Origin of the sequence: Xanthomonas sp. SHU 199, from assembly GCF_000364665.1 — a bacterium.
Lineage (GTDB): Bacteria > Pseudomonadota > Gammaproteobacteria > Xanthomonadales > Xanthomonadaceae > Xanthomonas_A > Xanthomonas_A sontii.
The window spans coordinates 1-12,570 of the sequence record NZ_AQOI01000126.1 but is presented as its reverse complement, the minus strand read 5'-3'; the positions used below and the strand labels follow the sequence as shown (position 1 = coordinate 12,570).

Here is a 12,570-nt window from a genome sequence, read left to right as displayed (position 1 = left end):
TGCGCGGCCGCCAGCGCCGCGGCCGCGCCGCGTTCGCCCAGCGCCGGGGTCACTCCGGACAGGTGCAGCCACTGCGCGCCGTGCAGCAGCGCCGGCCAGTCGTGCCGGTCGCCCGCATCCAGCGCGAAGGCCGAGCCGGCGCGATCGTAGGTGACCTCGCTGGGGCGGTGCCCGGCGCCGGTGCTGAGGAAGTACAGGCCCATGCGCCCGGGCACGAAGCGCACCCCGCTGGTGTCCACGCCATGCCGGCGCAGTTCGCCGGCCGCGGCCTGGCCCAGCGGGTTGTCCGGCAGCACGCTGACCACCGAGACGGCGTGGCCGAAATGCGCCAGCGCCACGCCCACGTTGGCCTCGGCACCGCCCACCTGCACCTGCAGCCGCGGCGTCTGCAGCAGCCGTTCGTGGCCGGGCGCGCCCAGGCGCAGCAACAGTTCGCCGAAGCAGACGATGCGGGAAACGGTCATGGCAAGCGGGTCCGGCAGCCGAAGGGACACCAAGCATGCCGCGAAATGCAAACGCCGACCAGAAAAAGTGACTAGCGGTGTCATTTTTGTGCGACAACAGGCGCTTCGGCACTGGCCGATGTCGCGATCCTGCGCTATCTCATTGACTGCAAAGACCCTCGGGTCGCCAGGCACTCTGTTGCGCTGCAAGATGCCGGGATGTTTCGCAACTGTTAACGTTGGTTTTGACCAGCGGTGTCATTCGCGACAACGCCCGCAGTTCCACGCCGTCATGTAACCCTTGGGAGGGGAGGACATGCAATCACGTACCGAACGCCGGAAGACACCGGTTACCTTGCTCGCGCTGTCGATCGGCCTGGCCCTGCAGGCCGGTGCCCTGCAGGCACAGGAAGCGCCGGCGTCCGCGCCGCCCGCCGCGGCCTCGGCCGATGCCACCACCGAGCTCGACACCGTCGTCGTCACCGGTTACCGCGCCAGCGTGGAGAAGGCGCTGGACATCAAGCGCGCCGAAAAGGGCATGGTCGACGCCATCGTCGCCGAGGACGTGGGCAAGTTCCCGGACACCAACCTGGCCGAATCGCTGCAGCGCATCCCCGGCGTGGTCATCACCCGCGACGCCGGCGAAGGCCGCAACATCTCCGTGCGCGGCCTCGGCCCGGACTTCACCCGCGTGCGCATCAACGGCATGGAAGCGCTGACCACGGTCGGTGCCAGCGACCAGAGCGGCGGCACCAACCGCGGCCGCGGCTTCGACTTCAACGTGTTCGCCTCGGACCTGTTCACCCAGATGGTGGTGCGCAAGACCGCCTCGGCCGACGTCGAGGAAGGCTCGCTGGGCGCCACGGTCGACCTGCGCACCGCGCGGCCGTTCGACTACGACGGCTTCACCTTCGCCGCCAACGGCCAGGCCACCTACAACGGCATGTCGCAGAAGGCCGATCCGCGCATCGCCGCGCTGGTCGCCAACACCTGGGCCGACGGCACCTTCGGCGCGCTGATGTCGGTGGCCTACTCCGAGCGCCAGGTGCTCGAGGAAGGCAGCGGCACCACGCGCTGGGCCAACGGCCCGAGCAACAACGGCTACAGCCCCACCTCGCCGTTCGCCGCGGCCAACAGCGCCAACGTGTTCAGCCCGCGCATCCCGCGCTACACGCAGATGGAGCACGAGCAGAACCGCCTGGGCGTGACCGGCTCGCTGCAGTGGAAGCCCAACGACAGCACCGAGTTCTCGCTGGACGGCCTGTACTCGAAGATCGATGCCAAGCGCGACGAGCACTACATCGAGGCGATCAGCTTCAGCCGCGGCCGTTCGCAGAACGGCAAGCCGGACATGATCGTGCGCGACGGCTACGTCGACCCGGCCTCCGGTGCGCTGCTGTACGGCCGCTTCGACAACACCGACATCCGCTCGGAGAACCGCCACGACGAGTGGAACACGGTCTTCAAGCAGCTCACCCTCAACGGCGAGCACCGCTTCAGCGACACCTTCAAGATCACCGGCGAGATCGGCACCTCCAGTTCCAAGCACCGGAACCCGATCCAGACCACGGTGATCATGGACAAGAACAACGTCGCCGGTTACAGCTACGACTACCGCAACAGCTACACCTCGCCGGTGTTCAACTACGGCATCGACCCGACCGCCGCCAACGGCTGGACCCTGGCCGAAGTGCGCATGCGTCCGCAGTCGGCCAACAACAGCTTCGACACCGGCTCGCTGAACTTCGAGTGGAACCTGGGCACCAACTTCACCCTCAAGGGCGGCGTGCTGGCCAAGAACTACGGCTTCGACACCAAGGAGTTCCGCCGCGCGTCCGAGACCAGCGTGCCGACCTTCGCCACCGGCAACCGCATCGTGCCGGTCAACCTGGTGACGCTGGCCGGGCTCAAGGGCATCGAGGGCACGCCGTCGAACTGGGCGGTGCCCGACCTCAACGGTATCGCCGATGCGCTGGGCATCTACAGCGGCACCGGCACCTGGACGCTGACCGAGCGCGCGGTCAACACCCGCAGCGTGGAAGAGAAGGACCGCGGCGCCTGGTTGATGGGCGACTTCGCCTTCGACATCGGCGCGATCCCGTTCTCCGGCAACATCGGCGTGCGCTACGTGAAGACCAACCAGTCTTCCACCGGCTACGCCCTGGTCGGTTCGAACCTGATCAACACCACGGTCGAGCGCGACTACCACGACACCCTGCCGTCGCTGAACCTGGTCGCCGAGATCACCCCGGACTTCCTGATCCGCTTCGGCGCCGCCAAGGTGATGACGCGGCCGGGCCTGGGCAGCCTGACCCCGGGCGTGACCGTCGCCGTCGCCGGCGGCGCACGCACGGTCAGCGGCGGCAATCCGAACCTGGATCCGATCCGCGCCAAGACCGCCGACCTCGGCTTCGAGTGGTACCTGCAGGAAGGCGCGATGCTCGGCCTGGCGCTGTTCTACAAGGACATCGACAGCTTCGTGCAGACCGCGCGCACCATCGCCCCGTACTCCAGCAGCGGCCTGCCGGTCAGCCTGCTCGACGGCACCGGCGCGGCGGCCACCGACGACTTCGTCTTCAGCGTGCCGCTCAACACCCCGGGCGGCAAGCTGAAGGGCGCCGAGTTCAACTACATCCAGCCCTTCAGCTTCCTGCCGGGCAAGTGGGCCAACTTCGGCACCCAGCTGAACTACACCTACGTGCAGTCCAAGATCCAGTACGTCACCGGCACCGGCGCGCTGTCGTTCAACACCGATCTCACCGGCCTGTCCAAGAACTCGTACAACGCCACGCTGTTCTACGAAGGCGAGCGCTTCAGCGGTCGCGTGTCGCTGACCCACCGCGACGGCTACCTCACCCAGGTGCCGGCCACGGAAACCGGCTTCGACATGCACGGCATGCGCGGCACCAATGTCGTGGACGCCAAGCTGACCTACAAGATCGACGAGAAGATCGACATCAGCCTGGAAGGGTCGAACCTGACCAACGTGCCGTACTACGAGTGGGTGCAGACCAGCGCCACCGGCGCGCAGCTGCCGCTGACCTACAGCGAGACCGGCCGGCAGTACGCGATCGGGGTGCGTTACAAGTTCTGAAGACTGCGTTCGCCGGTGCCGCGCTGCGACATCGGCAACGCCCCGCTGCCCGCATACTTGCGGGCCGGGGAGGGAGATCGACGCGCGCCGCCACGGGGCGCGCCGATCGCAAAGGAGCGAGATGAAACAGGCAATGTGCGGCAGCGCGGTGGGCGCCGGCGGTGGTGTGTCGGCGATCGGTCCTGGGGTGTGGCGTCGCCTGAAGGCGACGGCGGTGCACCTGCTTGCGTCCATCGGCTCGTCGCGATTGCCACAGGATGTGCCGGCATCGCGCGTCGCGGCTGACGCCACTCCCACAGTGCAGCAACGCACATGTGGGAGCGGCGTCAGCCGCGACGCGCGGTTCCTACCCACTTCGGCAAAGCAAGGCTCTACTGCATACGCCTCCAAATCGCAGAGCCCAGGTCGCATCTCACACCGCCTCGCCCTGCTCTGTGCCCTCGCGTTGCCAGCGATCGCCGCAGCCGCCACTCCCGAACTGCTGTTCCGCGTCTCCGCCGACAAAGGCCTGGACGCCGACGTCGCCCATGGCGACCCCCAACCCAACTTCCGCGACAAGATCGCCCTGGTACCGACCGGCGTGTCCGGGCAGGCCATCGAATGGGCCGACGACGGTGTGCTGTCCTGGAACGCTCCCGGCAACCTCTACACCCAGCGCGGCACGCTGTCGTTCTTCTGGCGCTCGCGCTACCCGGTGGGCGAAGCGCCGTTCGTGATCTTCCGTGTCGGCTACGCCGACCACACCAGCTGGGACATGGCCTGGCTGCGCATCGACTGGAACGGCCACGGCTTCGATGCCTTCGTGACCGACGCCAACCTGGCGCGCACCCGCGTCTCCTTCAAGCTGGACAAATTCCCCGCGCCGAGCGCCTGGACCCACCTGGCCTTCGCCTGGGACGAGACCCGCGGCGTGCGCCTGTACGTGGACGGCAAGGAAGCCGTGCGCGTGGACTGCACGCAGGCCTGCGCCGACGGCGGCTCGCTCGACTTCGACGCCGCGCTCGACCAGCTCGGCCTGGCCGCACGCGTACTCGCCCCGCACCAGGTGCAGAGCCGCTACAACTTCCTGCGCGGCAGCGATTTCGACGAGATCCGCGTCTACGACCGCATGCTCGACGCCGCCGGCGTCGCTGCGCTGGCCCGGCAGCAGGAGCCGCGCAGCGCCGAGACCGTGCCCGACAGCGCCGCGCGCAACGCCTGGCTGCACCGCTTCGGCTGGGACCACGGTCGCGCACCGCCGGCGCTGGATGCCCCGTCCACGCGCATCCGCAAGGTCGAGTTCGCCGACGCCAAGGACCTGAAGGAGTGGATGTGGAAGGCGACCGACGGCATCGCCGAGACCACCTGGCCCGGCGTGTACAACCGCTCGCGCCTGCCCGGCCGCAACGACTACTTCCAGTTGCCCGACTGGAACGTCTACGTCGAAGGCGGCAAGGCGCTGGACCTGGTCCTGCCCGACGAACCGTTCAACCGCATCGAACTGCGCGGCGCCGCCTATGGCCAGGCCACCTATGCCGCCGCTGGTGCGACGCCCACGCCGCTGTTCTCGCGCGCCCAGGGCACGGTGCGCAGCGTCGATCAGTTCGAACGCCGCCGCGGCGGCCACCTGCGTTTCACCAACGTCGCCCAGGAAACCCCGATCCAGGAGATCTGGGCCTACGATGTCGGCGCCGGCGCCGAGCCGGCCAACCCCAGCGCCACGCTGCGCTACACCGTGCGCAGCGACATCGCCCCGGACTACGCCAACCTCGCCGCGCTGCGCGCCTACATCGCCGGGCGTTACCCGCCGGACGAGCGCAGCACCGTGGTCGCCCTGCCGACCAAGGCGCCGTCGCGCAAGCGTGCCGACGAAAAGACCGCGGTGCCGCCGCTGCCCATCGTGCACGTGCTCATTCCGTCCAACCTCGGCGACGCACCGGCCGCGCAGCCGCTGATGCGCAGTTGGTCCTACGGCTGGGAGAACATGCACGATGGCCTGGACGGCATCGCCATCGACCTGCCGGCGCTGCAACTGCCGGCCACGCACAACGGCCTGATCCCGCTCAACATCCGCGTCAAGGATCCGATCTGGCCCGGCCGCGACATGCTCGACGTGTCGGTCTCGGTCGCGCCCGGACAGGCGCGCACGCTGTGGCTGGACCTGCGCGACCGCATCCTCACCGACGACAGCCTGATGCTCAGCATCGCCTCGGCCGCGCCCGGCTTCGACGCGCGCGCGCTGGACGGCGCGCAGATCCGCCTGCTGTTCAAGCCGCGCGAGCAGGCCAAGGCCGAGCACATCGCCGACCGCTTCAACCAGGTCAAGGACAACTGGGGCTTCCTGGTCGAGGAGCACACCAGCTCCAAGCGCCAGCGCCTGTACGCGCGCCTGGATGCGGATATCCACGACCTGCTGCGGGTGGACCCGGACAACGCGCTGGGCCGCCAGTACTGGGCCGACATCAGCTACGGCAACCAGGGACCGCTGCCGGTGCAGTTGCCGCAGCCGCCCAAGGGCGTGCCGGGCTGGGCGTTCTGGCAGCTGGAAGATCTCAAGGCCACGCGCCGCTACATCAACTGGTGGATCGACGAACGCCAGGTGGATTACGGCGATTTCGGCGGCGGCATCTCCGACGACTCCGACCTCACCCAGCAATGGCCCGGCGTCGCCCTGATGGGCGTGGATCCGGACAAGCTCACCGCCTCGCTCACCGCCCTGTCCGACGCCAACTACCGCAACGGCATGTTCACCGACGGCCTCTCCACCATCGAGACCGACGAACTGCATTCCTACGAGGACGGCATCAACATCAACAGCGAAATGCTCTACCTCAACTGGGGCGACCCGCTGACGGTGGAGCGGCTGATGCGCACGGTTAAGGCGTTCGACCGCATCATCCAGGTCAACCCGCAGGGTCACCTGCTGTTCGCCAGCAACTGGTTCGGTGGGCGCAAGGTCTACCGCGAGCCGAACTGGCAGTGGCAAAAACCCTATTCGTTCCCGATCCTGCACCCGGCGCTGCTGCTGGGCGGCTACAACGCCGACCCCAACAGCCGCCGCATCGTCACCGGCCTGGCCGACGGCTACCTGGCCCACGCCTACACAGACGCCAAGGGCCAGTGGGCGCTGCCCAACGAGATCAACTGGGCCACCGACAAGACCCGCGGCGGCAGCCTGTTCGACGGCAGCGGCGGCCCCGACACCCTGCACACCTTCTGGGCCGCGTACCGCTGGACCGGCGATGCGCGCTATCTCCAGCCCATCGACTACCGCGTTGCGAAGGCCGGGCCCGGCGGCCTGTCCCTGCTCAACGAGAACTTCCTCGACGTGCTCGGCAAGCGCGACAGCTGGGGCGCCAGCCTGGCCAAGGCGGCAGCCGACGCCGAGGCCGACGACGCCCCGGACTTCGCCCACCACGTCGCCTGGGAGCAGACTGGTGACCCGCGCTGGCTGGAAACCCTGTACCGCGCCGAGACCCGCGACAAGCTACAGACCTTCTACATGAACACCGAAGGCCACTGGTGGAGCGACCGCGTCGAATCGCCCACAGTGAACCTGCAGCGCGCCCGCCTCGGCGGCGTCGCCCTCAAGCGCAACCAGACCTACCCCGGCCACACCGTCAGCTGGCGCTTCGCCGATCCCGAAGGCGCGGTGCAGGTGGCGCTGCTGCTGCCGAAGCCGCGGCAGGATCGCTTCACCGTCATCGGCTACAACACCAGCGGCAAGGCACAGCGCGCACAGATGACCGGATGGAATGTCGCGGCTGGGCAGTGGCGCATGCGCGCGGGCGTGGATCGCGATGACGACGGGAAGATCGATGGCAAGGCCGCCACCCGTGAATTCGCGTTCGAGAAGAGCGGGGCGGTGGATGTGGAGTTCCCGCCAGGGCAGACGGTGGTGATGGAGTTCGAGTTGGTCACGCCGGCTGCGGTGCCGGTCGAGCTGCGGCCGGATCTGGGGATTGGGCGTGGGGATGTGCGGGTGACTGCGGATGCCATCGAAGTCACCGTGCATAGCCTGGGGCATGTGGATGCGCCGGCGGGGTTTGTGGTGCTGGAGGATGCGCGTGGCAGGGAATTGGCGCGGGCCGGATTTCCGACGTTGGCGGCGCCGCGGGATCTGGAGCCGAAGACGGCGCAGGTGCGGTTGATGGTGCCGGACGGAAAGAGCGCAAAGGGAGGTCGGCTGCGTATCGTCACCCAGGGCGACGTGGCAGAACTGACGCAGAGAAACAATGCAGTGGATGTGCCTTGATTTAATTGGACCCACATCAAGACGCGCTCTTGCCTAGCGGAACGCGCATTCAACTCGGAATGTCCCCGACTGACGGCTTACATTTGTCTCCCCAAAAAGTGTGACGCCGTGCTACAACAGGATCGTCTGTGGGGGAGAACGGACTTCCATAGGACCTGATTGGACGGTTGCGCATGGGGATACGCGGCGCAAAACGTCCATCTGTAATGGGAACGCTAGGACGCCAAATCTTCTCAGGGGAAATCGATGTTTACCAAAGTCTCGATCATCGCGGCGCTAGCCGGGTTTGCCTTGTGCCTGTCTGCTGCATCCGCGGATGCACGTGTGCGCGCGGCGGGTTCACACCACACGACCAGTCATGGTGGGCACTACGAATCGGGCCACGGCTCTTCGCATAAGGGTGGTAGCTACCGTAGTCCAAGCACCACCAATCATTACCGACGTCATAAGTATTAATTTCAATAAGTTATGAGATCGATGGTGAGAATAGCGGGGTAAGAGAACCCAGCGTCTAATCGCAGTTTTCCTGCGCTAATCACCCTAGCGCGCTCTGACGCCTGTCCTCATTGCTAGATCATAGGAGAGATAATAATGGCTAACTATAAGTGCCCGGAGTGCAAAAAGCGCACCGCGAAGTACGACAAGGGGGCATATATCTGCACCAATTCGAGCTGCAGAACCATATGGTGGAGTGCCTTCGACAAGCCGGCGGCAGGAAAATCCCGTCGCGGATTTAATTGCGGTACGTGCGGTAATGGCACGGTACACCCCCTTGCAACTCTCGATACAATCAATATTTGGCGCTGCAGTAAATGCGCCACAACAACAATTAAGCCTGTCGACGTGGTGTGAGTCCTGCCGCTTTTTTAGCGGTCCAATAGTGGTTGGTCATCATTTGGATCATTGCCATTGGCTAAACAATTTTTCGCCACAGCAGTGTCAGCACTAAAAGAAGCCTTGGCCTCGGTGTATTTGTACAAATCAGACCTATGGAGCAAATGGAGCCAGAGCAAATGAGCCGGAGTGAATTTTTCTCCATGCTCGGTTCCTTGAAAGTGCACTCTGACCTCAGTTCTCAATGAAGGGCCTTCTACGACTCAGCGAGGATTGCGTTATTCCGAATTTAGGAGTTCCAATAGTAGTTAAGAATAAAAAGGGGGATATATGCAGATGACGGTTGCAGCGAAACTTCGTCAGGCATGGGGGGGGAAGCCTTGCGACCACCCATACATTGAGCAGGAGTATCACCTTGGTTCCAACACCGGGGAGTATGTTTGCACCCAGTGCGGCGAGGCAAAAGAGGGTTCGGACTGGAATAAGCGGGTATCAGATTCCTAACAACTAACTCAAGCCGACGTTGCTCCGCAACACGGCTTAATTTCGACCTTAGGCCTCATATCCGAAGTTCAAAGGAACCCCAATGAAAAGCCGCACTGAACTAGAAGCTGAGTTGCAGCAAGTTGAGCGAAAACTCGTCCCCACCTCCAATCAGCTAGATGATCTTCTCAATCGCTTCGCCGTCTCTATCGTGCCTGAGGTCAAGGCCTGGATTAAGAACGAGGCCATTAGACAAATGGAGGAAAATCACGCCAAGGTCAATGAGGCTGGTGTTGACTTTGTCCGAGACTTTAAGGGAGATGTGATATCTCTTCTGGAAAACACTGATGCGATCTGCTTGAGTGCGCTAGGTCCGAAAGATCGTTGGCCCCATAACAAAGAGCTTCAACCGCAGGACTTATACACGTCATCTCAGAATAATTTCTTCTCCGACGTTTTTAGGCGTGCAATCTCATCTCTCGGAAAAATTCTTGACACTCGCGGACTGTTGAGTGATTACACACAGAATAGTAGTTGGCGTCGAGCACCCCCAAAAGGATATGAGTACGCATACAACCCAGGCTTCGACGGTCAAAAAATATGAGGAAGTCTCGGCTTATCGTGAACTACTTAGAACACACTGGGATTTGAAGCAGTCCGTTTCCAAGATAAAAGTGAGCATAGAGAAAGCCAAGACTAGGGACTTGTGGGATGAGGCCCAATAATTCATTCAAGCCGATGCCGCTTCGCGGCTGGGTTTAGTTCAGGCGTTAGGCGTCAGGGGGAGACTATGACGGCGGGACGATTACTGGTGAAGATTGCGCTTCCGAGCAAACACTACGAGATTGATGCAGATGAGATCGGGAACCTCGTTCTGAAGCATCAATCAGAGTTTGAGCCTTTATTTGAGCGTGCGATAGATGTTGACGACGGCAGAGTCCAGCTAGTAGATGACAGCGTAGAGATTGAGCAGGTTGAGCTGGATGATGACGGCAAATCTGGTTGTGTGAGCGTAGAGTTCATGTCTTCGTTCTATGCAGGGTGCAAGGACCAAGACTCAACAGATTGGCATCAGGAGGATCTGCCGTTCTCCATTGAGAACGGCGTTCTGATCTTTGACATCCTCATCCCGGCTCACTGGCGAATTGATAATTAGGCCATACCGCCTAACAATTAATTCAAGCCGAGTCCGCATCGTTAAGACAGCGAGTGGATAGTTGGTCGGGCGGCCGGCTTAATTCAGGTGTTATACCTACAAGGAAAGTGTGCAATGCCTTCAAAAAATGAAGATGCACTAAGAAATGCCGCGCTCTACTTTGGATCTGAGGCCTCTAAATTTCAGCATGCCGTTGACTCTGGTGAGCTACCTGTGCAAGAGCACGCACATCTAATTCAGCATGCGAATCAAGTGCTGCGACTCGCTACGCTTGCAATCAAAGAGCTGCACAGCCCCAAAGGTGGCTGTAAAGTCGCAAGTGGCAGAGCGTATGTAGCGCTCCGCCAACTCACACAAGCAATCACTGACCTATGCGAGGAGACACACATTGTCCCAAAACCTCTACCTGGAAAGCCTCGGAGGCTGTAGGTCTAAAAATTCATTCAAGCCGAACCCGCGTCGCGGGTCGGCTTAATTTCAGGTATTAGGCAACCAGGGGTTAAAGTGAAGATCACGGCTGATGGGAAAGATAGTTGGAAATTGGTTGGTGCCCCGGAAGGTGCAAAATTGTGCCGCGTTACAATCATCTTTCCGCCTATCAAAAGTGGTGCTGGTGGCGTTTCCATAAAATTCACCGAACCTAAAGTAAACATACGCATCATTCATGATGACGGGCGAAGCGAAAGTATTTCAAACGTAGATATCGAATGGTCGTAAGTAGCATTAAATGGGGTCAGCATTAAATGGGGTTAGAGTACACTTCCCATGTGGCCAGTACTCTAAAAAGTGCACTCTGACCCTATTTTGCCGATTTATTCAGGCTGAACGCGCTTCGCGGGCCGGCTTAATTCCAGTGTTAGCCCTTAATGCAAAAATTGTCATCGCGTTATGAGGGAAATAAGTGTGAAATCGAGTCGTGCCCGAACGCTGCTCTTCGAATCGTATTACCACTTGTGGTGGCTGCTACCTATCCTCCTGATGGCTCTCCTATTTGCTGCCTTCTACAAAGGTTACTTCCCACTAAAGGGAGCTAACTTAGCTGAGAGAGGTCAGTTCGGAGATAGCTTCGGAGTACTGAACTCTCTCTTCACTGGACTCGGGTTCGGCGGACTCATTGTTACGCTGCTTCTCCAACAAAAGCAGATCCGCCAACAAGAACGGCAGATTTTGGCTCAACAAAGAAGCGATGCGCTACGACATTATGAAGAGGCACTCCACAGACTCATGGCCATGTATCAAACGACCCTGAGCGAAGTGGTGACTTCCAAGCGTGATCTACATGGGCGCTCGGTTCTGAGAATATCTACTGATCGGGCATTTGAAGCTCTAAAGAGAGAAGGTGTTCACTTGGTGCCGCATGACATTCAGGAGCGCTACGCTAGGGGAGCCCTTTCCTCTGAAGATCAGCTTCTACTTGATTATCTTTATTTTAGAAACTTCAAAATTCTTTCTGTTGAGATCGACAGGCAGGGGCGGCTGATCGATACACTGAAAGCTCTCTTGGACCATTTGGTGAATCATATTCCGTCGCACGCCTCTCTTGATCGTTACAAGGGCCTAGTTTGCTCACAAATTACTTACGTCGAAGTCTCCTATTTCTTCTTCATCGCCTTGTCTTTCAAGGCTGAAGATGAACTCCGCGATCTATTGTTAAAGTCAGGGCTGCTTTTGAAGGCGGCCCATGTGAAACGACTTCGAGTTCATGACTACATGTATCAGCAATTTTGGGGACAAGACATTCGCGCTTTCAAGAGTCCCATGCTTCTGCCGATGAGCGATAGAAGAATTGACCTTGCTGTTCGAGCTCACCGGAAAAGAACCGGGCTGAAGAAGGCCGATCTGACGACCTACACTTCGCCCAGGATAAGCTCAAGGTCAACAAACAACGTGGCTATCCCGTAACCAGTCGGGTTAAAATTAGACGCTAGCTACTACGTCGCTTTCTTGAGGGAAAACAGGGGGGGAACAGGGGTCAGAGTGCACTTTATATCCCGCCTCGCGACGCGGCTTAGTTCCAGAAATAGGGGTCAGAGTCACTTTTCTTGTGTGCTACACCTTCGAAGGTTCACTCTAATCCCAGCTTTAACACACTAATTTCATGGCAACCCAAACCTGGACAGAGAAAGAATACGTGGAGTGCCTGAAGCACGAACGCCAATTGTTCGCGCGGGTTCTTTGCTCTTACGGGTCATACTCACCGGCGGACGCTGACAACGCGGCAGTTGCACGCTATCCATACGAGGAGCCAAATGATCTACACGGGCTCATCTTTCATGACGAGGCATGGCATTGGGCCATGCTTCGCATCCACGGAGAAGCTCACTGG

The 12,570-nt window shown here is 61.1% G+C and carries 8 protein-coding genes and 1 pseudogene; 8 read left to right on the top strand and 1 reads right to left on the bottom strand.

Translation table 11 applies throughout. The features are described from left to right. The coding region (locus tag D183_RS0105940) for a PfkB family carbohydrate kinase (RefSeq protein WP_017908196.1) at window positions 1-464 on the bottom strand (464 nt) is incomplete at its 3' end. A 295-nt stretch (window positions 465-759) separates the two neighbouring features. Here D183_RS0105940 and D183_RS0105935 point away from each other — a divergent pair. The 8 genes and pseudogenes from D183_RS0105935 to D183_RS27945 all read left to right on the top strand — a co-directional run. Next, window positions 760-3,537 carry a TonB-dependent receptor gene (locus D183_RS0105935; protein ID WP_026144233.1) on the top strand — a complete coding sequence of 926 codons (2,778 nt, stop codon included), beginning with the start codon at window positions 760-762 and terminating at the stop codon, window positions 3,535-3,537. A 445-nt stretch (window positions 3,538-3,982) separates the two neighbouring features. Further along, window positions 3,983-7,771, top strand: a complete 3,789-nt coding sequence (locus D183_RS0105930; protein ID WP_017908194.1) for a LamG-like jellyroll fold domain-containing protein — start codon at window positions 3,983-3,985, stop codon at window positions 7,769-7,771. A 246-nt stretch (window positions 7,772-8,017) separates the two neighbouring features. Continuing rightward, a complete protein-coding gene (locus D183_RS26340) occupies window positions 8,018-8,227 on the top strand; it encodes a hypothetical protein (RefSeq protein ID WP_081613288.1) in 210 nt (69 codons plus the stop codon). A 964-nt stretch (window positions 8,228-9,191) separates the two neighbouring features. Then, complete coding sequence (locus D183_RS27355; protein WP_157835181.1) at window positions 9,192-9,692, top strand: hypothetical protein; 501 nt, start codon at window positions 9,192-9,194, stop codon at window positions 9,690-9,692. A gap of 207 nt (window positions 9,693-9,899) precedes the next feature. Further along, window positions 9,900-10,244, top strand: coding sequence for a hypothetical protein (locus tag D183_RS26005; protein WP_017908193.1), 345 nt, complete (start codon window positions 9,900-9,902; stop codon window positions 10,242-10,244). A gap of 504 nt (window positions 10,245-10,748) precedes the next feature. Then, window positions 10,749-10,961: a hypothetical protein gene (locus D183_RS27350; RefSeq protein ID WP_157835180.1), complete on the top strand. Its 213-nt coding sequence runs from the start codon at window positions 10,749-10,751 to the stop codon at window positions 10,959-10,961. A 261-nt stretch (window positions 10,962-11,222) separates the two neighbouring features. After that, complete coding sequence (locus tag D183_RS27345; RefSeq protein WP_157835179.1) at window positions 11,223-12,146, top strand: hypothetical protein; 924 nt, start codon at window positions 11,223-11,225, stop codon at window positions 12,144-12,146. Window positions 12,147-12,342: 196 nt separating this feature from the next. Further along, a pseudogene (locus tag D183_RS27945) lies at window positions 12,343-12,570 on the top strand (hypothetical protein); the annotation flags it as partial.

Bases quoted from the DNA above. Each gene is read 5' to 3' on its own strand.
- D183_RS0105935 (WP_026144233.1), top strand. From the start codon at position 760: ATGCAATCACGTACCGAACGCCGGAAGACACCGGTTACCTTGCTCGCG.
- D183_RS26340 (WP_081613288.1), top strand. From the start codon at position 8,018: ATGTTTACCAAAGTCTCGATCATCGCGGCGCTAGCCGGGTTTGCCTTG.
- D183_RS27355 (WP_157835181.1), top strand. From the start codon at position 9,192: ATGAAAAGCCGCACTGAACTAGAAGCTGAGTTGCAGCAAGTTGAGCGA.
- D183_RS27345 (WP_157835179.1), top strand. From the start codon at position 11,223: ATGGCTCTCCTATTTGCTGCCTTCTACAAAGGTTACTTCCCACTAAAG.